The 21,369-nt window shown below is 68.8% G+C and carries 22 protein-coding genes; 11 read left to right on the forward strand and 11 right to left on the reverse strand.

Translation table 11 applies throughout. The annotated features are described in order from the left end of the window. Positions 1-39 precede the first annotated feature (39 nt). Positions 40-831 carry an RNA methyltransferase gene (locus tag AC6CR5_RS12340; protein ID WP_006386536.1) on the forward strand — a complete coding sequence of 264 codons (792 nt, stop codon included), beginning with the start codon at positions 40-42 and terminating at the stop codon, positions 829-831. Between the two features lie 69 nt (positions 832-900). Here the strand turns inward: AC6CR5_RS12340 and AC6CR5_RS12345 are convergent, their stop codons facing one another. Next, a complete protein-coding gene (locus tag AC6CR5_RS12345) occupies positions 901-1,890 on the reverse strand; it encodes a Bug family tripartite tricarboxylate transporter substrate binding protein (RefSeq protein ID WP_006386535.1) in 990 nt (329 codons plus the stop codon). A gap of 161 nt (positions 1,891-2,051) precedes the next feature. Here AC6CR5_RS12345 and AC6CR5_RS12350 point away from each other — a divergent pair, with 161 nt between their 5' ends. Continuing rightward, entirely contained in the window at positions 2,052-2,813 is a 762-nt protein-coding gene (locus AC6CR5_RS12350) for an IclR family transcriptional regulator (RefSeq protein WP_006386534.1), read from the forward strand. Positions 2,814-2,896: 83 nt separating this feature from the next. Here AC6CR5_RS12350 and AC6CR5_RS12355 read toward each other — a convergent pair whose 3' ends face one another. The 8 genes from AC6CR5_RS12355 to AC6CR5_RS12390 all read right to left on the reverse strand — a co-directional run bounded on the left by AC6CR5_RS12355 (position 2,897) and on the right by AC6CR5_RS12390 (position 12,292). Then, the gene (locus AC6CR5_RS12355; protein WP_006386533.1) at positions 2,897-3,745 is read right to left on the reverse strand and encodes a mechanosensitive ion channel family protein; all 849 of its coding nucleotides are present in this window, start codon (positions 3,743-3,745) and stop codon (positions 2,897-2,899) included. A 145-nt stretch (positions 3,746-3,890) separates the two neighbouring features. Further along, positions 3,891-5,111: a DUF1513 domain-containing protein gene (locus AC6CR5_RS12360; protein WP_223308626.1), complete on the reverse strand. Its 1,221-nt coding sequence runs from the start codon at positions 5,109-5,111 to the stop codon at positions 3,891-3,893. Then, positions 5,092-6,186, reverse strand: a complete 1,095-nt coding sequence (locus AC6CR5_RS12365; protein WP_498085681.1) for an imelysin family protein — start codon at positions 6,184-6,186, stop codon at positions 5,092-5,094. Before AC6CR5_RS12365 ends, AC6CR5_RS12360 begins: the two co-directional genes overlap by 20 nt. Further along, positions 6,186-7,703: a di-heme oxidoreductase family protein gene (locus AC6CR5_RS12370; protein ID WP_498085682.1), complete on the reverse strand. Its 1,518-nt coding sequence runs from the start codon at positions 7,701-7,703 to the stop codon at positions 6,186-6,188. Before AC6CR5_RS12370 ends, AC6CR5_RS12365 begins: the two co-directional genes overlap by 1 nt. Then, positions 7,700-8,998, reverse strand: coding sequence for an imelysin family protein (locus tag AC6CR5_RS12375; protein ID WP_020928897.1), 1,299 nt, complete (start codon positions 8,996-8,998; stop codon positions 7,700-7,702). The genes AC6CR5_RS12370 and AC6CR5_RS12375 overlap by 4 nt, the downstream gene beginning before the upstream one ends. A 217-nt stretch (positions 8,999-9,215) precedes the next feature. Continuing rightward, positions 9,216-10,541 carry an MFS transporter gene (locus AC6CR5_RS12380; RefSeq protein ID WP_026384436.1) on the reverse strand — a complete coding sequence of 442 codons (1,326 nt, stop codon included), beginning with the start codon at positions 10,539-10,541 and terminating at the stop codon, positions 9,216-9,218. A 48-nt stretch (positions 10,542-10,589) separates the two neighbouring features. After that, entirely contained in the window at positions 10,590-11,258 is a 669-nt protein-coding gene (locus tag AC6CR5_RS12385; protein WP_006386529.1) for a DUF4286 family protein, read from the reverse strand. Positions 11,259-11,380: 122 nt separating this feature from the next. After that, entirely contained in the window at positions 11,381-12,292 is a 912-nt protein-coding gene (locus tag AC6CR5_RS12390; RefSeq protein WP_035182522.1) for a LysR family transcriptional regulator, read from the reverse strand. Positions 12,293-12,572: 280 nt separating this feature from the next. On the opposite strand from AC6CR5_RS12390, the gene AC6CR5_RS12395 reads away from it, so the two are divergent. The 6 genes from AC6CR5_RS12395 (at position 12,573) to AC6CR5_RS12420 (ending at position 17,646) form a co-directional block, all read left to right on the forward strand. Further along, the gene (locus AC6CR5_RS12395; protein WP_353630610.1) at positions 12,573-13,580 is read left to right on the forward strand and encodes an ABC transporter substrate-binding protein; all 1,008 of its coding nucleotides are present in this window, start codon (positions 12,573-12,575) and stop codon (positions 13,578-13,580) included. A gap of 126 nt (positions 13,581-13,706) precedes the next feature. After that, a complete protein-coding gene (locus tag AC6CR5_RS12400; RefSeq protein WP_026384433.1) occupies positions 13,707-14,498 on the forward strand; it encodes an ABC transporter permease in 792 nt (263 codons plus the stop codon). Between the two features lie 2 nt (positions 14,499-14,500). Then, positions 14,501-15,322, forward strand: a complete 822-nt coding sequence (locus AC6CR5_RS12405) for an ABC transporter ATP-binding protein (RefSeq protein WP_346507176.1) — start codon at positions 14,501-14,503, stop codon at positions 15,320-15,322. Positions 15,323-15,350: 28 nt separating this feature from the next. Beyond that, on the forward strand, positions 15,351-15,533 hold the full coding sequence (locus AC6CR5_RS12410; protein ID WP_006386524.1) for a DUF4089 domain-containing protein: 183 nt from the start codon (positions 15,351-15,353) through the stop codon (positions 15,531-15,533). Continuing rightward, on the forward strand, positions 15,530-16,918 hold the full coding sequence (locus AC6CR5_RS12415; protein WP_054441028.1) for an AtzE family amidohydrolase: 1,389 nt from the start codon (positions 15,530-15,532) through the stop codon (positions 16,916-16,918). Before AC6CR5_RS12410 ends, AC6CR5_RS12415 begins: the two co-directional genes overlap by 4 nt. A 20-nt stretch (positions 16,919-16,938) precedes the next feature. Continuing rightward, entirely contained in the window at positions 16,939-17,646 is a 708-nt protein-coding gene (locus tag AC6CR5_RS12420; protein ID WP_024069876.1) for a GntR family transcriptional regulator, read from the forward strand. A 26-nt stretch (positions 17,647-17,672) separates the two neighbouring features. Here AC6CR5_RS12420 and AC6CR5_RS12425 read toward each other — a convergent pair whose 3' ends face one another. Next, positions 17,673-18,218, reverse strand: a complete 546-nt coding sequence (locus tag AC6CR5_RS12425) for an antibiotic biosynthesis monooxygenase (RefSeq protein WP_024069877.1) — start codon at positions 18,216-18,218, stop codon at positions 17,673-17,675. Between the two features lie 208 nt (positions 18,219-18,426). Between AC6CR5_RS12425 and hpxZ the strand changes: the two genes are divergently transcribed. Both hpxZ and AC6CR5_RS12435 read left to right on the forward strand, forming a co-directional pair. After that, positions 18,427-18,804 carry an oxalurate catabolism protein HpxZ gene (gene hpxZ, locus AC6CR5_RS12430; protein WP_006386519.1) on the forward strand — a complete coding sequence of 126 codons (378 nt, stop codon included), beginning with the start codon at positions 18,427-18,429 and terminating at the stop codon, positions 18,802-18,804. A gap of 135 nt (positions 18,805-18,939) precedes the next feature. Beyond that, positions 18,940-19,494, forward strand: a complete 555-nt coding sequence (locus tag AC6CR5_RS12435; protein WP_006386518.1) for an NADPH-dependent FMN reductase — start codon at positions 18,940-18,942, stop codon at positions 19,492-19,494. Positions 19,495-20,451: 957 nt separating this feature from the next. Here the strand turns inward: AC6CR5_RS12435 and AC6CR5_RS12440 are convergent. Beyond that, entirely contained in the window at positions 20,452-20,670 is a 219-nt protein-coding gene (locus AC6CR5_RS12440; RefSeq protein ID WP_020928910.1) for a dodecin, read from the reverse strand. A gap of 190 nt (positions 20,671-20,860) precedes the next feature. Between AC6CR5_RS12440 and AC6CR5_RS12445 the strand changes: the two genes are divergently transcribed. Continuing rightward, the gene (locus AC6CR5_RS12445) at positions 20,861-21,364 is read left to right on the forward strand and encodes a DUF6496 domain-containing protein (RefSeq protein WP_070540612.1); all 504 of its coding nucleotides are present in this window, start codon (positions 20,861-20,863) and stop codon (positions 21,362-21,364) included. Positions 21,365-21,369: the final 5 nt, after the last annotated feature.

A 21,369-nucleotide genomic window follows, 5' to 3' on the forward strand; every position in this document is an offset into this window, starting at 1 on the left:
AAAAACCAGGAAGGCACTAAGCCAAACGTGCCATTTTAAATGACTCAAGCATTTTCACGCGTTCGCTTCATCATGGTGAACCCCAGCCACCCCGGAAACGTCGGTTCGGCGGCCCGCGCGATCAAGACCATGGGCTTCTCGGAACTGGTGCTGGTGGGGCCCAAATTCGCCGATGTAACCAGCCAGCCGGAGGCCGTGGCCCTGGCCAGCGGCGCCCTGGACGTGCTGGAGAACGCGCGCATCTACGATACCCTGGAAGAGGCGCTGGCGCCCGTGACCCTGGCGTTCGCCCTGACCGCCCGGGTGCGCGACCTGGGCCCCCCGCCCTGCGACATCCGCCAGGCCGCCGACCTGGCCTGCGCCCACCTTGCGGAAACCGCCGAAGGTTGCGCGGCCATCGTGCTGGGCACCGAGCGGGCCGGCCTGACCAACGCCCAGATCGGGCTGTGCCACCGCATCTGCCATATCCCGGCCAACCCCGAATACAGCTCGCTGAACGTGGCCCAGGCGCTGCAGCTGGCGGCCTGGGAGCTGCGCTACGCGCTGCTGGTGGACCAGGGCGCCGCCCTGCTGCCCGCCTCCACCGCGCAAGCGCCCTCGCGCGGGGCCGAGCCAGCCTCCGGGGAAGCGGTGCAGGCCTTCCTGGCGCACTGGGAAGAAGCGCTGGTGGGCGTGCGCTTCCTGGACCCCGCCCATCCCAAGAAATTGCTGCCGCGGATGCGGCACCTTTTTTCCCGGGTGGCCCTGACGCGCGACGAGGTCGACATGATGCGCGGCGTCTGCACCGCCATGCTGGCCGCGGCGCGTCGCGACGGCGGCCCAAAAAAATAGGGACGGGCATCTGCCCGTCCCCCGTCATCGGCCGCCGGCGGTTGGCCCGCCGCGGCACGAAGCGCGTGCTCAGTCGACCTTGGCGCCCGACGCCTTGACCACCGGCGCCCAGCCTTCCACTTCCGACTTGATGAACTGGCCGAATTCGGCCGGCGTGGTCTTGACGCCCACGGCGCCCAGTTTTTCGAAGCTGGTCTGCACTTCCGGCTTGTCCAGCGCCTTGACCATGGCGGCGTTGAGCTTGTTGACCACTTCCGGCGGCGTGCCGGCCGGCGCGATCAGGCCGAACCACGACGATACGTCGAAGCCGGCGAAGCCCGATTCCTGCATGGTGGGCAGGTCCGGCGCGCTCTTGGAGCGGTCCGACGTGGTCACCGCCAGCGCGCGCAGCTTGCCCGATTGCGCGTGCGGCCAAGCCGACGGCATGTTATCGAACATGAATTGCACCTGGCCGCCGATCAGGTCGGTGATGGCCGGGGCGCTGCCCTTGTACGGCACGTGTAGCACGTCGATGCCGGCCTTCATCTTGAACAGCTCGCCGGCCATGTGGATCGAGGTGCCGCTGCCCGACGAGGCAAACGCCAGCTTGCCCGGGTTCTTCTTGGCGTAGTCGACCAGTTCCTGCACCGTCTTGACCGGCACCTGCGGGTTCACCACCAGAATGTTCGGCACCTTGGCGCCCAGCGCCACCGGGGTGAAGTCCTTCGTCAGGTCGAACGTGACGTTCTTGTACAGCGTCTGGTTGATGGCGCTGGTGACGGCCACGAACAGCAGCGTGTAGCCGTCCGGCGCGGCGCGCTGCACCATGTCGGTGGCGATGTTGCTGCCGGCGCCCGGCTTGTTCTCGACCACGAACGACTGGCCCAGGCTCTCGGTGAGCTCCTTGGCCATGATGCGGGCGATCACGTCGGTGGTGCCGCCGGCGGAAAAGCCGACCACGATGCGGACAGGTTTGTCGGGATAGGCGGCCTGGGCGGAACCCATGGCGAAAGCGCTTGCGGCGGTAGCCAGTAGCGTGGCGGCAAGACGCCGCAGTCCAGGCTTTTGACCGGTCTTCATATAGTCTCCGTGCTGATACTGTCCATTAAATGGACGATTCGAATTATTGGATGCTGCATTCTGATCTATACACGAGCGGAGCATCAAGGTAGAGTCCACGCTACGGACTATGGTTTTCCCTTGACCATTGCGCCATAACCCCCAAGTTTTCAGAGAGTTGCATGCAAGACAGCGATGCCGCGGCCGCAGGCCCCCGCACATTGCGGCGCGGATTGGCCGTTCTGGCCGCCCTGCGGGACCAGGGCCCCGATGGGCTCAGCGTGACCGATATCGCCCGCCTGACGGGCATCCAGCGTCCCACCATCTACCGCCTGCTGGCGGCCCTGCTCGACGCGGGCCTGGTGCTGCCGGTGACGGGCACCAAGAAGTACCGCGCCCAGCTGGCGGTGGACCCCGACACCCGCTCGCGCGATCCGCGCGTGCGCCAGCTGCTGCCGGTGCTGCGGCGCCTGGCCGACCGCACCGGCGACGCCGTGTTCCTGGTGGTGCGCGATGAAGACGACTCCATCAGCCTGCATCGCGAGATCGGCAGCTATCCGGTGCAGATCCTGGCGACCTACGCCGGCAAGCGCCAGCCGCTGGGCGTGGGCTCGGGCGGCATGGCGCTGCTGGCCGCGCTGCCCGACGACGTCGCGCGCGGCATCGTCGAGCGCAACTCCAGCCGGCTGGACGAATACGGTGGCATGACGCCGCAAGAGATGTTCCGCCTGATCGAAAACACCCGCGCCCGCGGCTATTCGGTGGTGGGCAATCATGCCGTGCGTGGCGCGCTGGGCGTGGGCTGCGCCCTGCTCGACAACCATGGCGCGCCGCTGCTGGCGGTCAGCGTCACGGCCATCATCGACCGCATGCCGGCCCAGCGCCAGCGCGAGATCGCCGGCTGGATCAAGGCCGAACTGGCGCGGCTGGCGGTGCAGGCCTGAGCCTGGCACGCGGCCCACGCCGCGCCATGAAAAAGGGCGTCCCGCCATCGGCCGGGACGCCCTTTTCATTGCAGGCCATACGCTCAGGCCGCGGCGCCAGCCTTGGGCTCGCTGGCCTTGGGGTTCTGGATCTCGCGCAGCGGGATCGGCGCCTGGAAGCCCGCGGCCTCCAGCGACAGGCGGATGTCCTGGTACAGGCCCCAGCGCAGGTCCCAGTACTTGGCGGCGTCGGCCCACACGCGCACGTTCACCACCACGCCGCTTTCCTTGTAGTCGACCACCTTCACCAGCGGCTGCGGGTCCTTCAGCGCGTTCGGATTGGCCGCGACGATGTCCTGCAGCTTGGTCAGCACCGCGTTCAGGTCATCGCCATAGCGCACCGGCACCGGGATATCCAGGCGGCGGGTCTTGTTGCGGCTGTAGTTGGTGATGGTGGCGTTCCAGACGGTGCTGTTGGGCAGCGTCAGGTGGATGCCGTCGACCTGGATCAGGCGCGTCAGGAACAGGCCGACTTCCTCGACCGTGCCTTCGGCGCCGGAGCTCAAACCGACGTATTCGCCGGCGCGCACCGGGCGCAGGATCAGCAGCATGATGCCGGCCGCGATGTTCTGCAGCGTGCCCTGCAGCGCCAGGCCGACGGCCAGGCCGGCGGCGCCAAGCACCGCGATCAGGCTGGCGGTCTGCACCCCGAAGCGCGCCAGCACCGCGATCAGCGTGAAGATGCGCACCGTCCATACCACGGTGCTGTAGAACATCGGCACGATGGTCGGGTCGATCTTGCTGGAGCGCGTGGCGATGCGCCGAACCCAGCGGCCCAGCAGCGTCGACACCCACCAGCCGATGACCAGGATCAGCAAGGCCACCAGCAGATTGATGCCCAGGTCCACCAGCCTGGGCGCCCAGGCATTGAATTCCTTCAAGGCGTCTTCCATCGTTGTCGCTCCCTCATGCAAAAAAAGACAGCCGAAAACTGTATCAGATGCGTCATGCGGAAAGGGCGCCGGCGGGTGTCCGGTATGTCAGGCTTTGTAAAGCGCGCTGGCTGAGCCGCAGGGATATGCGGCGGCAACGGCGCGGTCAGGCGCCGGCGACCTTGCGGAAGTGGTTGTCCCAGGAACGTTCGCGCGACGGCGCCAGCAGCGGCTGTTCGCCACCCGCGGCATCGGTGCGCAGCATGGCGCCCAACCCGCTGCTGACAAGGAAACCGGCGCGCGGCGCCGGCGCCACGCCGCAGCCGTCGGCCAGCCGCGTCTCGCCCAGGCAGGCCCCGCTGGCGGCGTCCCAGTACAGCACCCGGCCGCCCACGGGGCTGGAGGTGGCGATGACCGCGCCGGCGGCGTCCGCCGCCACCGAACCGACGTAATTGCGCATCTCGCGCAGCGTGGCCGCCGGTCCGGCGTGCAGTTGCGCGGGCGCGCCGCGCCGGTGGCGGCCCACCAGCGCCGGGCGGTCACCGGCCGGTCCCATGTACTGGCAGCCGAACCACACACTGCCATCGGCCGCCAGCGCCAGGTGGCGGATCGACAGGCGATGCAACTCGGGCGCCAGTTCCACCTTTTCCAGCAACCTGCCGCTGGCCGCGTCCAGGTACGCCAGCGACGGGCGCATGGTATCGAGATTGAGTTCGAGCTTGCCGTAGTCGGGGTGGGTCAGGATGCCGCCATTGGCCACGCACAAGGTCCTGCCGTCCGGCATCAGGACGACTTCGTGCGGGCCGATGCCGCCGCTGTCGTACTCGCCGACGCGGCGGTAGCCGCCGCCGGGCGTGGCGTCATAGATGCCGAGCACGCCGCGCGCGCCTTCGAAATCGTTTTCGGTGGCGGCCAGCAGGCGGCCGCCATCGAAATAGGCGCCGTGGCCGAAGAAATGGCGATCTTGCGGTAACGGCAGTTCGAGCGGCGCGCGTTCGCCGCGCAGGTCGAAGGCCAGGGCGAAAAAGCCCGGCTGGCGCCCGAACACCACGGCGCGGCCGCCGGCCGCGTCGATGGCGAAGCTGTGGCCGCGCGCGGGCATTGGCAGCACCCGGCGGTCCTGCCCGGACGCATCCAGGACCACCGCCTCGTCGCGGCCGCCGCGCTGGCGCGCCGCCAGGTACAGCGCGGCGTCATCGCGCGCCGCCGTGGCCAGCGCCGCGCCGGGCCAGGCCAGCGTGGCGCCCAGCGCGCCCGCGGCGCCCCATGCCAGGAATTCGCGCCGCGCGGGCCGCGCCGGCGCGCCGTCCGCCACGCGCGGCGCGGGTCGCCCGCGTGGATCGGCCGGCATCGCGGCCGGCGCTCGATCAATCGCCATCGAGCGCATTGAAGCCGATGGTCACGCCCAGTGCCGGCGCCAGGTCCTGGTCGACGATGGCTTTGGCGTTCTTCAACGTCAGCGCCGCCAGTCCCAGCAGGCGCCGCCCTTCCGCGTCGGCCAGCGCCTGCTCCAGCGGCGCCGGCGCCTCGCGCAACGCGCGCGCCGCGTTGCCCAGCTCGCCCAGCACCGCGCCCGGCATCCAGTCCTCGCCCTTGGGCAGTGCATGGCCGCCCGCCGTGTAGAACGCCGCCAGGCCATCCAGGCTGGCCGCCAGCGTGCGCGTGGACAGGCCGCTGCGCCAGAAGGCGGCGCGCTTGGGCCGCGCGCTCCCGGCCGAATCGCCCAGCACGGGCAACAGCTTCACGTCGCGCGCGAACTGCAGGCCGGTGGACAGCGCCTTCATGGCTTCGGCCGCCACCTCCTGCGGATCGCGGTAGAGGTCATTGCCCGCCTGGGGCCGCGCGAACTGGCGGCCGAACTCGGCCTTGGCTTCCCAGGCCTGCGCCACGTCGCGCGAGATCGCGGCAATATTGGCCGACACGGCGCGGGCATAGCCGCAGGCGTAGCCGAAGGTCGGCGCGGCGGTCTGCGTGAGCGCTGCCGGTTCGCCGTACAGCACGAATTCCAGCGCCGGCAGGCCCTGCACCGCCACGCTGCGGCCCGCCAGCGCGCCCGGCTTGAGCAGTTCGGCGTCCTGCGCGGCGATCAAGGCCTGCACCTGCCGGGGCATCACGCCCCGGGTATCGGGCCAGAATGCCAGGCGTTCATAACGATTGGCCTGCACCAGCGGACCGAAACGCAATGGTTCGAGCCGCGCCCACGCCAGCGCCAGGCCGGCGAAGGCGGCTTCCACGCGCTTGGCGCCGTCCGCGTCCGGCTTGCCGCACCACTGGCCCAGCGCGCCTTCCAGGTCGGTGGCAGCCGCGACCATGCCGGCGGCCGCCGGCCGCGCGTAGCCTTGCGCCAGGCGCTCGCCCAGGTCGGCGGGCAGTTCGGCGCCCGCGGCCAGCGGCCAGGCCAGCGCCAGCGCGGCGGCCAGGGTCCGGGCCGGCGCGCGCCAGCGTGCAACGAAGATAGCCATTACAGCGACTCCAGGAAACGGATCAGGTCGGCGCGTTCTTCGGGCGTCATCGCCACCACGCGATCGCGCGCCGGCTGGCCGGCGCCGCCATGCCACAGCACTGCTTCCAGCAGCGTGCGGGCGCGGCCGTCGTGCAGCCAGGTGGCGTTGGGATTGACGGTCCGGGTCAGGCCGATGCCCCACAGCGGCGGCGTGCGCCATTCCCGGCCATTGGCCGAGCCGTCGGACACGCCGTCGGCCAGGTCATCGCCCATGTCATGCACCAGCATGTCGGTGTACGGCCAGATCAGCTGGAAGCGGTGCTCGGCCTGTTTCGCATTGCGGCTGGTGACGTACTTGGGCACGTGGCAGGCGACGCAGTTGGCCTCGTAGAACAGCTTCTTGCCGGCCAGCACGCGGGCGTCGTCGGCGTCGCGCCGCTGCGGCACCGCCAGGTTGGTCGAATAGGTGGTGACGAAGTCCATCAGCTTGGCCGGCACTTCCTCGGGGCCGAAACGCGGCTGCGCGCCGTGCGGCATCTCCAGGCACTGGGGTTGCGCCGGCGTACAGTCGCCGTGGTGATTGGGGAACAGCGGCGTCGACAGGCCCATGTCGTTGGAGAACGCGGCGGCGCTCTGCTGCTCCACCGTGGGCTGCCCGGCCTTCAGGTTGAAGCGGCCCAGCAAGCGCTGGCCGGTGCGCGCGTCGGTCACCCAGTTGGCCTTGCCGACGATGCCGTCGCGCTTGTCGGCGCCGATGTTGGCCAGGATGTCGGCCTGGTGGATCGATTCCAGCAGGCCCAGGCCGATCATCGGCGGCGCCAGGCGCGGCGATATCTGCGTGTCCTTGCGCATCGGACCGTAGCCCAGGTTGTCGATGCGGTAGACCGGCTTCATCAACGTCGCGGTCTCGCCACCGTTGAGCTTGACCGTGACCGGCGTGTATTCGATTTCCATGCGGCCTTCGGCCGGCAGGCCGGCCACGGCGAAGTTCTGCAGCTGCACGCCGTAGACCGGCTCGGGCAGCAGCGCGATCTCGCCCGGCGCCAGCCGCGGATGGCCGCGGTCGGGGCCCTCCGGCACCGCCAGGCGCAGCAGCAGCGCCACCGCGTCGGGACGTTCCAGCGGATCGAAGCCCGGCACCGAGCCGCGCCCGTCCTTGGTATGACAGGCCTGGCACGAACGCGCGTTGAACAGCGGCCCGAGGCCGTCGGAGGCCTGCGTGGACGCCGGCGCGGACACCCAGTCCTTGCGGAACAGGCCGTTGCCGACCTGGAATTCCTGGCGCCGCTCGAAGCTCATGTTGGCCGACGGCTGCGAGAAAATGTCGGCGTTGATGAGCTTGTTGGTGGTGGTGGCGCCCGCCTGCATGGTCTCGAAGGTTTCGGCCTTGGAGAAATCACGGGTCGGCGCGGTGATGGCGAGGACCCGCTTGAGGTCTTCGGCGCTCAGGTCGTCGCGCCCGGCGGGCGCGGTTGGAGCGGCGGCGGCGCCGGCATGGGCCGACGCCGCCAGTACGGCGGCGAATACGAGCTTCACTTGAATACGGCGTCGGGTTTGTCCAGGCTGTCGGAACCTTCGATGGCGACCTTGCCCAGGTCCAGCAGCGCGATCACGCGCTCCAGGCTGCGGGTCTGGTCGACCAGGCGGTCGATGGCGGCCTGCACCACGGCGTTGCCTTCCTTGTTGCCGTCGGCGATCATCTGGTCGTAGGTCTCGACCGTCTCGGCGCGGGTCTTCATCGCCTGCATGGCGGCCACGGTGGCGTCCAGCTTGGCGCGCACTTCCGCGTCCAGCTTGGGATCGCGCGCCTTGACCAGTTCCGACAGGCTGGCGCCCGACACCTGCTTGCCATCGACGCGGGTGTACGCGCCCAGGTAGACGTTGCGGATGCCGATCTGGTTGTAGAAGTGCGAGTTGTGGGTGTTGTCCGAGAAGCAGTCATGCTCTTCCTCCGGATCGTGCAGCATCAGGCCGAGCTTCATGCGCTCGCCGGCCAGTTCGCCGTACGACAGGCTGCCCACGCCGGTCAGCATCGCCACCAGGCCGGCCTTGGGGTCTTCTTCCACGGCCTTGCGCGCGGCACCGTCCTTCTGCCAATTGCCGACCATCTCTTCCAGGTCGGTCACCAGCAGGTCGGTCACGGCCTTCAGGTAGGCGATGCGGCGTTCGCAGTTGCCGCCGGTGCACTGCTTGACGTCGTAGTCGGTGTGCGGGCGGTTGCCCGAGTGGCGCTCCTGCGGCGTGCCCTTGCGGTCGGCCGGTGCCGGGCCGGTGCCGTTAAGGTCCTGGCCCCACAGCAGGAATTCGATGGCGTGGTAGCCGGTGGCGACGTTGGCCTCGTTGCCGTCGGCCTCGTGCAGCACTTCGGACAGCAGCTTGGGCGTGATCTCGCTGACATCGACGGTCTTGCCGCCTACCGAGATCTTGGAGTTGGCGATGACGTTGACCGCGTAGTAGGCGTTCTCGTCGTTCTCGGTGCCGTAGGAGGCGTCGACGTAGTCGATCAGGCCTTCGTCCAGCGGCCAGGCGTTCACGCGCCCTTCCCAGTCGTCGACGATCGGGTTGCCGAAGCGGAACGCCTCGGTCTGCTGGTACGGCACGCGCGCGTCCAGCCAGGCCTGGCGGGCGGCCTTGAGCGTGTCCGCGCTGGGCTTGGCGACCAGGGCGTTGATGGCCTCGCGCAGCGTCTTGGCGGAGGTCAGCGCGTCTTGATAGCCCGCCAGCGCCAGGTCTGAATAGTTCGCCACCACGGCCTTGGGCTGCGTGGCGGCATGAACCGTTCCCCCGAATGCCGCGACGGCCAGCGCCGCCCCCAACAACAACTTGCGCATCGACTTTCTCCCGTAACTCGGACGAAATCCACCCCGCGGCGGCCCCGTCCACACTTGAATTTGTGGATGCGAGTGTAAACAATTTTCGTTTGTTATTCAGCGAAAAGTCAGATACCTGACGTTTATCCGAACGGAAAAAGCCAGCAAAACCGGGCCGGGGACGAAAAAAAGCCCGGGAGCGGTCCCGGGCTTCCTGCCAGCCAGGCCGGCCGGATGCTCAACGCTGCAACGGCGCCTTGGCGGTTTCCCTGGCGGCCAGCACCGACACGGCGGTCACCACCAGCGCGGCGGCCACGTACAGCGACACCGCCACGGTCGAACTCCACGACTTGAACAGGCTGGCGATGATCAGCGGCGCGAAGCCTCCGCCGACGATGCCGGCCAGCGTGTAGGCCAGCGACGACCCGGCGTAGCGCACCCGGCCCGGGAACTGCTCGGTGATGAAGGCGGCCTGCGGGCCGTACATCATCGCGTGGATCAACAGGCCCACCACCACCGCCGCGCAGATCGCGACCGGATGCGCGGTGTCCATCAGCGTGAAGAACACGAAGGCCCAGACCATGCCCAGCACCGCGCCGGCCACGTACACGGGACGGCGCCCGATCTTGTCCGACAAATGCCCGCACAGCGGCACGGCGATGGCATTGAGCGCCGCGCCCAGCATGGTGGCGCCCAGCGCCAGCGGCCGCGACAGGTGCAGCACGGTGGTCACGTAGGTCAGCGTGAACACCACCACCAGCGCGTACAGCACGTCCGAACCGATGCGCGAGCCGCCGGCCACCAGCAATTGGCGCCAGTGTTGCACCAGCACTTCCTTGATCGGGGTGTTGGCGGTTTCGCGCTTCTGTTCCATTTCCAGGAACACCGGCGTTTCCTCGACACCGCGGCGCAGCCACAGGCCGAACAGCACCAGCGCCACGCTCGACATGAACGGCACGCGCCAGCCCCAGGCCTGGAATTCCTCGGGCGTGAGCCACAGCGAGATCAGCGCGATGAAGCCGGTGCCGATCAGCGTGCCGCACGACGGGCCGACCTGCGTGAAGGACGCATTGCGGCCGCGCTGGTCGGGCTTGCCGTGCTCCATCGACAGCAGCACCGCGCCGGCCCACTCGCCGCCCAGCGCCACGCCCTGGATGAAGCGCAATGCCACCAGCGCCACCGGCGCCCACACGCCCCAGGTGCCGTAGGTGGGCAGCATGCCCATCAGCCCGGTCGACACGCCCATGATGACCAAGGTGGCGACCAGCACGAACTTGCGCCCCAGGCGGTCGCCCAGGTGGCCGAAGACGAAACCGCCCAGCGGCCGCGAGACGTAGCCCACGGCATAGGTCGAGAACGCCAGGATGGTGCCCGTCAGCGGGTCGAACGACGGGAAGAAGATGGCGTTGAACACCAACGCCGCCATCAGGTTGTAGATCGTGAAGTCGTACCACTCCAGCGTGGTGCCGACCGAACTGGCCATCGCCAGTTTCTTCATCTTCATGTTGTCGGGCGCCGCGCCGCCGTGGGCGGACGCGGGCGCGTGCAAGGTGTTCTCAGCCATTGTGGTTCCCCATGTCTGTGTGTGTGGCGTTGCGGCGCTTGGCGCGCGTCAACGCAAGTCGGCCGCGGCCAGCTTCCAGCCCAGCTCCAGCAGCCAGGTGTCGGCGCCGCGCGTGCCGAACGCCGCGGCCGCCTGTTCGCCCAAGGCCTGGGCCACATCCGCCGAGCTGGCTTCGATCACGAAGAGCGGATCGAGGCGACGGTTTTCGGTGGATTCGCGCGGCAACGGACCGCTCAGGGCGGCATCCGGCGCCAGCAGATAGGACTGAACGAAGCCATCGGCCCGGGCCAGCGCCGCGCCCGCCTCGGCCGCCCGCGTCCGCAGCGCCTCGGCATCGCCGCCAAACACCAGCGGCAGCACCGCGATGTGGCTCCCGCTGCCGAAGCCGGTCACGGCCTGCACCGCGCACACCCGCCGCATCGGATCGCGCATGCGGTCCAGGTTGGTCACCGACCACGGCGTCTGGCGCTCGAACGCGGCGCGGTAGTCCGCGGTGGTGAAGGCGCCCAGCGATTGCGTGCGGTACAGCCCCAGGTACTTGCGGCCGCCGGACAGCGAGAAATAGCGCGCGCCCGACAGGAAGCCGGGGATGCGCACGCGCTCTTCGACGTGCTCGCGGTCGTACCAGCGATTGAAATCGGTCTCGAAAGCGGGATCGACGTCGCAGGCGACGAACAGCATGCCGTTGGGCGTGGACGGGGTGGTGGCTTGGCTCATGGAACGAAGAAATCCCTGCGATAACGGAAGGGACTCATCTTCGGCCGAGGCGGCCATGCCCGACAAACGAGTAATTTTTCGCGCCAGCAATAAAATTATTGAGCGCCGACCTAGGGATAACGCTATTGCGCGGATCCGAATTTTGGCGGCGTGACCGACGCGGTGTATTGGTCCGACGCGCGGCAGGCCAGTTCGGCCACCAGCCGGATCGCGTCCGAGCCGGCGCCTTCCAGGTAGCTCACCACCAGCAGTTGCGGTGGCACCGGCACGTCGCAGCGGATCATCTGCACTTCGCCGCGCGCCACGTATTCGTAGATCGGCGGCAAGGGCACCAGCGCGCGGCCGAAGCCGCTGCGCACCAGCCGCGCCAGCGCCGAGATCGAGCTGACGCAGTGCACCTTGCCCAGGGGCAGCCCGGCTTCGCGGAACAGCCCTTTCAATGCCTCATGCGGCTGCGAACCGGGGCTCATGGTCAGCACCGGTTCGCCCAGCAGTTGCTGCACCGTCAGCGCCTCTTCATCGCCGGCCGGCCCCACCCAGCCCATTTCCATCGGCAGGCAGGGCGTGCTGATGACGCCGGTGTCGGTCAGCAGATCGGTCTGGAAGGCAATATCGAGCGTGCCTTCGCGCAGGCCACGATGCAGGGCGCGGGTGGTCTCCGAGGTCAGCTGCACCTCGATGCCCGGATAGGTCGAGCGCAGGTTCGTCAGGAAACCGATCAGCCAGGTGTGCACCACCGTCTCGATGGCGCCGATGCGCACCAGCCCGAACACCTCGTCGCCGGTGCGGCCCAGCGACAGGATCTGCTGGCGCAGCTGCAGCAGGCGTTCGCCGTAATCCAGCAGGCGCGTGCCCACCGCCGTGAGCCGCAGCTCCTTGGCATCGCGCTCGAACAGGCGCGCGCCGATGTCCTCCTCGAGCGAGGCGATGCGGTTGGCCACCGCGGCCTGAGTGATGTGCAGGCGGTCGCTGGCGGCGCGAAAACTGCCCAGCCGGGCGGACCACAGGAATGCTTCGACAAAACGGGTATTCATATCCACGCCATGGCGCGCCTGGCGACGCGCCCTTTTCAGGAACGGCGGGGCGGCAGGCCCCGGCCTGTTCACATCCTAACGCCTGGCGCGCCGCTCGCGCCATGATGCAACGCACGCCCTCTCGCGGTGCCGCGTGCACCAGCATGGTTCATGCGCCGCGCCCGGATGGCGCCGCGGGGCGCGAAAACCGGGCAAAAGGCGGTTGGCACGGGTCTTGCTTGATGACTGGTATGCAAGCTTGTCTACAAGCGCCCGTCACTTTTCCGACCAGGAGTCCCGCATGACCGACCGCCCCGCGCCCTTCGCTTTCAATGCCACCCGCCGCCGGCTGATGCAAGGCGCCGCGCTGGGCGCCGCCACGCTGGCCGCGCCGGCCCTGGTGCGGGCGCAGTCGGGCCCGGTCATCCGCATTGGCTACTGGCCGGTCGCGGCCGGCCTGCCGTTCTACGCCGCCATCGAAAAGGGCTATTTCAAGGAAGCCGGCCTGAACGTCGAGCCGCTCAAGTTCGCCGGCGCCCAGCAGGTCATGGAAGCCATGCTGGCGGGCCGCGCCGACGGCAGCGCCAACGGCACCGGCTCGGCCAACCTGGCCATCGGCGAGATCGCCTCGCCCGGCCTGTTCAAGATTTTCGCCTCCAATCCCAGCAACGCCAGGAACGTGCTGGACGAATTCATCGTCGCGAAAGACAGTCCCATCCAATCCATCGCAGACCTCAAGGGGAAAAAGGTCGGTTCTGGACCCGGCATCCAGAATGCCACGCTGGCCAAAGCAGTGCTGGAGCGCGCCGGCGCAACCGGGGCGACCGTGGTCGAGCTGGCGATCAGCCAGCACGTCGCCGCGGTCGCCGCCGGCCAGTTGGATGCGTGCTACACGCTCGAGCCCACCGGCACGGTCGGGCGCTTGAACGGCACCACCCGCGTGCTCGAGGCGGGCGTGATCGCCAAATACGTGCTGGGCGATCCGATGGCGCCGTGGTTCGGCGGCTCGGCCTCGCTGACCACCGCGTTCCTGAAGAAGCATCCCGAGGAAAGCAGGAAATTCATCGCCGCCTACGCCCGCGGCATCGAGCTGATCCGCAGCAAGCCCGACGAGGCGCGCCCCTTCATGAAGGGCTACACCGCCATCGAAGGTCCCATGACCGAAGCCGTGCCGCTGGCCGCCTACACGCTCTACAACGAGTTCACCCCCAGCGACATCCAGTACTTCCAGAAATTCTTCGACCTGTTCGCCGACAAGGGCATCTTCGCGCAGAAGGTGGACGTGGCCTCGATGCTGTACAAGGGCTGAGCCATGGACGCGATCAACGCCAACCGCGCCAGCGCGGCCCCGGCCGGCGGCGCCGGCCACGCGGCCGTCGCGACGGCGGCCGCCCACCCGGCCGCCGGGTCGCCGGGCAAAACCGCCCGCGCCGGCATGCCTGCCGCCGCGCCCGCCTCGCGCCCGCCGCGCACCTGGACCGCCGCGCGCCTGCTGCCGCTGATCGGCCCGCTGGCGCTGTACGTGGTGTGGGACCTGGTGGTGCGCCTGCAGCTGGTCAGCCCGGTGCTGCTGCCCACGCCCGGCGCCACGCTGGTGGCCCTGGCCAAGGGCATGGCCGGCGGCCCGCTGCTGGGCGATTTCCTGGCTTCGGTCAGCCGCACGCTGCAGGCCTTCGTCATCGCCGGCGTGATCGGCGTGCCGCTGGGCGTGCTGCTGGGCAGCAATGAAAAGGCCTACCGCAGCGTCGAATTCCTGGTGGACTTCTTCCGCTCGACGCCGTCGTCGGCGCTGATCCCGCTGTTCCTGATGATCTTCGGCGTGACCGACATGAACAAGATCGCCATCGCCGCCTTCGCCGCGGTGCTGGTGATCCTGTTCAACAGCGCCTACGGCGTCATCAATGCGCGCAAGCAGCGCGTGATGGCGGCGCGGGTGATGGGCGCCTCGCGCTGGCAGATCTTCAAGGACGTGCTGATCTGGGAAAGCCTGCAACCCACCTTCGTCGGCCTGCGCAGCGGCGTGTCGATGGCGTTGGTCATCGTGATCGTGGCCGAGATGTTCATCGGCTCGGACAGCGGGCTGGGCAACCGCATCATCAATGCGCAGCAGGTGCTGAACGTGCGCGACATGTATGCATCGATCCTGGCCGCCGGCGCGCTCGGCTACGTTCTCAACATCCTTTTCCTGGTGCTGGAAAAGCGCGTGGTCCACTGGAGCGGCCGATAATCATGTCCACCGTCATCAATCCCGTCATCGCCCCCGCCCCCACGCCCGCGCCGTTCCGGCCGGGCCCGGCCGGCACCCACATCACCATCCGCGGCCTGACCAAGTACTTCGCCGGCTGGCCGCTGTACGAGGACTTCAACCTCGACATCCCCAAGGGCAAGATCGTCTCGGTGTTCGGCCCCAACGGCTGCGGCAAGTCGACGCTGATCAACATGATCGCGGGTCTCATCCCCATCGATGCCGGCGAGATCCTGTTCGACGGCAAGTCGCTGGCCCAGACCAAGATCGGCTACGTCTTCCAGAACTACCGCGAGGCCATGTTCCCGTGGCTGCGCACCATCGACAACATCGCCTACCCGCTGCGCCTGGAAGGCCGCGGCAAGGCCGAAGTCGACGCGCGCGTGGAAGAGCTGGTGGCCTCGTTCGACGTCAAGTTCGACCTCAAGCGCTATCCCTACGAACTGTCGGGCGGCCAGCAGCAGACGGCCTCCATCATGCGCGCGCTGGCCCCGGGACCGGAAGTGCTGTTCCTGGACGAGCCGTTTTCGGCGCTGGACTTCGAGATGACGCTGTTCATCCGCGAAAAGCTGCAGGAAGTCTTCATGCAGACCGGCACCACCATGCTGCTGGTGTCGCACGACCTGGAGGAAGCCGTGTACCTGGCCGACCAGGTGCTGCTGCTGACCAAGCGCCCCACCCACGTGGCCGAGATCCTGGACTACGGCGACGCCCGCCCACGCACCGTCGAGACGCTGTCCGAGCCCAGCTTCATCGGCATGAAGAAGCTGAGCCTGGAGATCTTCCAGCGCGAAGTCCGTCGCTGACACGCAACGCCATTCACGGGAGTCCGCCATGACCCAGGAAACCATCGACCAATACGTGCGCAGCGCGCTGGCGCTGGCCGGCTACGCCCTGCGCGAACCGGCCACGGCCGAAGTGGCGCGGCAATTCACGCGCATCCACGACATCGCCTCGACCTTCGTCGACGAAGCCTTGCCGGTGGAGCTGGAATCGGCCGCGGTGTTCCGTCCATGAACGGCGCCGTCCTCGACCTGGCGCGGCAGATCCGCGCCGGCGAACGCAGCGCGGCGGCGGTGCTCGAAGCCACGCTGGCCCGCATCCGCGCCGCCGATGCGCGCTACAACTGCTTCACCGCCGTCACCGAAAGCCGGGCGCGCCAGGAAGCCGCCGCCATCGACGCGCGCCGCGCCCGCGGCGACACCCTGCCGCCGTTGGCCGGCGTGCCCTACGCGGTCAAGAACCTGTTCGACACCGCCGAGGAGGTGACGCTGGCCGGGGGCCGCGTCAACGCCGCCAACCCGCCCGCGCCACGCGACGCCGCGCTGGTCGCGCGGCTGCACAAGGCCGGCGCCGTGCTGGTGGGCGCGCTCAACATGGACGAACACGCCTACGGTTTCACCACCGAGAACTCGCACTACGGCGCCAGCCGCAATCCGCACGACCCCGCCCGCATCGCCGGCGGCTCGTCGGGCGGCAGCGCGGCCGCGGTGGCCGGCGGCCTCGTGCCGCTGACGCTGGGCTCGGACACCAACGGCTCGATCCGCGTGCCGGCCTCGCTGTGCGGCGTGTTCGGCCTGAAGCCGACCTTCGGCCGCCTGCCGCGCACCGGCTCGTTCCCCTTCGTCGGCAGCCTCGACCACCTGGGTCCGTTCGCGGCCGACACGGCCAGCCTGGCGGCGGCCTACGACGCGCTGCAAGGCCCGGATGCCGACGATGCCGCCTGCGCCCAGCGCGCGGCCGAACCCGTGCTGGCGGACCTGGCTTCGGACCGCCCGCTGCGCGTGGCCGTGCTGGGCGGCTACTTCGCGCACTGGGCCGGCCCCGAGGCGCGCCAGGCCGTGCAACTGGCCGCGCGCGCGCTCGCGGCCACCGAGATCGTCGAACTGGCCAGCGCCGAACAGGCGCGCGCCGCGGCCTTCGTCATCACGGCGGCCGAGGGCGGCGCGCTGCATCGCCGCCGTCTGGTCACGCACTACGACTACTACGAACCCCATTCACGCGACCGCCTGGTCGCCGGCAGCCTGGTGCCCGCCGCCTGGGTGCAGCAGGCCCAGCGGGTGCGCCACCGCGTCTACCGCGAGGCCATGGCGCTGTTCGCGCGCTACGACGTGCTGATCGCCCCGGCCACGCCGGTGCCCGCCACCGCCATCGGCACCGAGACCCTGGCCCTGGCCGGCCAGTCACTGCCCGCCCGCGCCAGCATGGGCCTGCTGACGCAGCCGATCTCCTGCCTTGGCCTGCCGGTGTGCGCCGCGCCCACCTGGCCGGGCATCGGCGCCGACGCGCACCTGCCACTGGGCGTCCAATTGATCGCCGCGCCGTGGCGCGAGGCCGATTGCCTGCTGGCCGCGCGGCGGCTGGAACAGGCGGGCGTTGCCACCGTTCGTCCCCTCTCCTGACCCGCCAACCGAGGCCGTCCATGGATTCCGCATTCGCCGTCATCGACACGCCCCGCAGCCTGGCCGACTCCGCCTACGGCACGCTCAAGCGCGACATCCTGGATTTCCGCCTGGCGCCGGGCGACCGCTTCACCGAGACCGAAATCGCCGACCGCCTGCGGGTCAGCCGCACGCCGGTGCGCGAAGCCCTGTTCCGCCTGGAACGCGAGGGCTACCTGGAGGTGCGCCAGCGCAATGGCTGGCTGGTCAAGCCGCTGGACTTCGACACGCTCGATCACTTCTATGAACTGCGCAGCGTGCTGGAGATCGCGGCGGTGCGCGCGCTGTGCGCGCCGGGCCAGGTGCCCGATCCGCTGCGCGCGCTGCAGCCGCTGGCGGATACGTGGCTGGTGGACAGCGCCCATTATTCCGGCGATGGCGAGTGGCTGGCGGACCTGGACGAGCGCTTCCATGCGGACCTGGTGGCCGCCGCCGGCAATCCTGAGATCGCGCGCGTGCACCGCGCCGCCACCGAGCGCATCCGCATCGTGCGGCGGCTGGACTTCACCCAGCCCGACCGTATCGCCCATACCTACGCCGAACATGGCGCCATCCTCGACGCCATCCTGGCCCGCGACGCCGAACGCGCGACGGCCTTGCTTGCGGCGCATATCGGCGACAGCCAGGCCGCCGTGCGCAAGATCACGCTGCACCGGCTGTATGCCACGCGCCGCGCGCAGGCGGCGTGATGGCGCTGGCGCGATACGCGGCCGCGTCAGTGCGGCCGCAGCCAGCGCTCCAGCCGGCGCGTGACGAACGGAATGCAGACAAACACCATCACCGGTGTCATCGTCACGCTGGTGATCAGCGCGCGCCAAAACACCGGCAGTGCGCTCAGGTGTTCGCTCACCAGCAAGGTGAACGCCAGCAGCACCGGAAAATACGCCAGCCAGATGCTCACGGCCTGCTTCCAGCGCGGCGGCGCGCCGGCGTTGCCCTGCGGGCCGAACCAGCTGTCCATGCCGCTGACGCGGCGCGCATGGCTGGCCCGCACCAGCGCGGCGCCGCGTTCGAGCCACATGCGGCGCGGCAGCGATTGCTCCCAGCGGTTGAGGCTGGCCTCGTCATTGAAGCGCAGCACGATCTGGTACTGGTCGCCGCCCTCGGGCGGTTGCAGCACGCCCGAGCCGAGAAAACCGGGAAAGCCGGCGGCGAGGATCTCGCCCTGGCGCATCCAGGACAGGAAATCGCTGTAGCGTTCGGGCGTGATGTGCCGGGTGACCAGCATGGTGACCGGGGCGGAAACGGCGGAACTGGACATGGTGAAACTCCTGGGGCGGCGCGCAGCGTGTTATGTGGTGTAAACCCTAGCAAGCGGCGTGCCAGCCTTGCACCGCATCATTTCCCCGCGCTTAGGGCGATCGCCGCGTCCGGCCGCGAGATTTGCGCACCGCAACACACCCCATATTGGTGATTACCCTGAATCACGCACCATGACGGTGCAATCAACACGGAGCCCGACCCCTCACATGGATATCAACCTGCCCGACGTCGTCGCCGAGGTCACCGTGGCCTTTGCCCGCTATGAAGCCGCCCTGGTCGGCAATCAGGTCGAGGTGCTGGACGAGTTGTTCTGGAACAGCCCGCACACGCTGCGCTATGGCGCCGCCGAGAACCTCTATGGCTACGACGCCATCCGCGCCTTTCGCGCGGGCCGCTCGCCGCAAGGCCTTGCGCGCCGCGTACTGCGCACCGCGATCACCACCTACGGCCGCGATTTCGCCACCACCAACATCGAATTCCAGCGCGATGGCAGCGACCGCATCGGCCGCCAGAGCCAGACCTGGATGCGCACGCCGCAGGGCTGGCGCGTGGTCTCGGCGCACGTCAGCCTCATGAGCGGCTAGACGCGGCCGCGGCGGCCGGCGCGGATGCGCCCTGACACAAGTCAACACCGCCCATAACCATATTGATTCGCGGCCATTGAGCCGTCATGAGGACAGGTCTACACTGGGCTTTCCCCGACCCAGGAGCCCCGCCTCATGAGCACCTACAAGATCGCCGTCTTCGTCGGCAGCCTGCGCGCCGCATCGATCAACCTGCGCCTGGCGCGCGCGCTGGAAAAACTGGTTCCCGCGGACTTCAAGTTCGACTACGTCAGCCTGGGCGACGTGCCGCTGTACAACCAGGACAACGAAAACAACCTGCCCGCGCCCGCGGCCAAGCTCAAGCAGCAGATCCTCGACGCCCAGGGCATCCTGTTCGTCTCGCCCGAGCACAACCGCTCGGTGCCCGCCGCCATCAAGAACGCGATCGACTGGGGCACTCGTCCGTGGGGCCAGAATTCGTGGGCCGGCAAGGCCGTCGGCATCCTCGGCGCCTCGCCCAGCGCCGCCGGCACCGCGCTCATGCAGCAGCACCTGCGCAACATCCTGGCCGCCGAAGGCGCCATCGCGCTGACCACGCCGGAAGTCTTCCTGCAATACACCGATGGCCTGATCGACGACCAGTACACCATCACCAACGAGGGCACGCGCAAGTTCCTGCAAGGCTGGATCGACCGCTACGTCGACTGGATCAAGAAGTTCAATCCCTGATTGCCGCCGATGCCGGGCCAGGGCGCCTCCCCACCCGGCACCGATCGCCCGCCTACCTCCGGGCGATCACGCCCCCCGCCAAGCCGGGGGGCTTTTTTTTGTGGATAAAGCGCCCCCGCTCCCAAATAATTCCCTTCGCCTCACCTCAGAAGGCAACAAGCCCCCGGCGCCCTCCCGCCCCCAACACGCGCCCCCCTCGCGCGCCCCCGCCCACCAACACCGCCCCAAAAAAATAGCCGCCCGGCCGCCCGGCCGCCCGAAGGCCGGGCAGCCCCCTCGGGGGGCAGCAAGCGCACGCAGTGCGCGCCGCGTGGGGGCCAACGATATCCCCGCCAACTGTGGAGAAGCTTGAGGACAGCTGTGGGGCAGGTGCGAAAAAGCCTGCCGTGCCAAGCACTTGCAGACGCCGGTCAAAAACTGCGCAATCCATCGTTTGGCCGATTCCTGGCGCACTTATCCACCGTCCAAAGGGCGATTGCGGGACGCCCGCGGACGCTTCGCATCGACCGGTGCATTTGTCCCAACATTCTGTGGACAAGCATGAGGACAGGATGAGGGCAGCTCGGCTTTTCCCTTGCACATCAAGCACCTGCAAGGGGTGGTCAAGAAAGGCCCAGACGCACTCGCCCAGGCGCCAGGTTGTCCCCGGGAAATGTGGATAAGGCTGAGGACAGCCTGCGCGCAGCCGCAAAAATCCCTTTACCGCCAAGGCCTTGCGGCCGGCGCGCAATATTCGCCCAGCGGCACGCCGCGGCGAGGCACCGCCACGCCACCGCGAGCCAGCCGAGGGAAGCGCCCGGGCTTGTCCCCACCGAGTGTGGACAAACCTCTGAACAGTCTCATGACAAGCTGAAAAAAAGCTTATCCGGCAAGCACTTGCAGCCGTCGCTCAAAAAAGGAGCAGGCGCCGTGTCCCAATGGCATCGACGCCGCTGCGATTGGACGGCACCGGTGCCGCTAGACCTCGCCGTCTTCCAGGCGCATGCCGATCTTCAGGCCAACCTGCCAGTGCGCCACCTTGCCGTCCTTGATGTGGCCGCGCACCTCGGTTACCTCGAACCAATCCAGGTGGCGTAGCGTTTCGGACGCGCGTTCGATGGCCTTGCTGATCGCATCGTCGGTGGACTTGGTGGACGAGCCCACCAGCTCGATCTGCTTGTAGACATGATTCGACATGGCTTGTCTCCTTTGAGGGGGAAGCGTTGCGAATCGTCGGCCGCGCGCGGGGTTCCGGCGCTTACGACCGGCAATCCATTCGAACACACAGGATACCGCGTGGGGCATAGAGTGGTGTTACGAGTTCCGTCGGCGCGGCCTCGTCCGCGTCCCCGGGTCTCGCTTCTGAAACGCAAGCCAGGAGGTTGTCATGCCTGAACGGAAAACGCTGCAACGCGCCGCGCGCGACAAGAAGCAAGGCAAGTCCCCATCCACCCAAGCGGGCGAATTCGTGCGCGAGGAAATCGACCACGTGCGCGAAGGCAAGCACGGCGTGCGCTCGACCAAGCAGGCCATCGCCATCGGCCTGTCGAAGGCGCGCCGCGCTGGGGTTGACCTGCCCTCGCCCAAGAAGGCCGGCGCGGCCACCCGCCGCAAGGCCAAGCAGGACAGCGAGGCGGCGCACGACGGCCACGCGAAATCCGCCACGCGCGCCCGCGCCACCACCCGCGCCCTCAAGCGTGAAAGCGCCAGGCCCGCGTCCAAGCCCGCGCTGTCGCGCCACGCGTCCAAGTCGGCGTCCCGGCGCACCGCGGCGGATCGCTCGGCCGCCGCGAAGAAGGCCGCCGCCACCAAGGGCGCGGCGGGACGCTCGGCCGCCGCCAAGAAAGCCGCGCGCACCCGCGCCGCCAACCGCGCCGCCGCGCATCACTGAGCGGC

The sequence above is a fragment of the Achromobacter sp. EG18 genome (assembly GCF_059759395.1).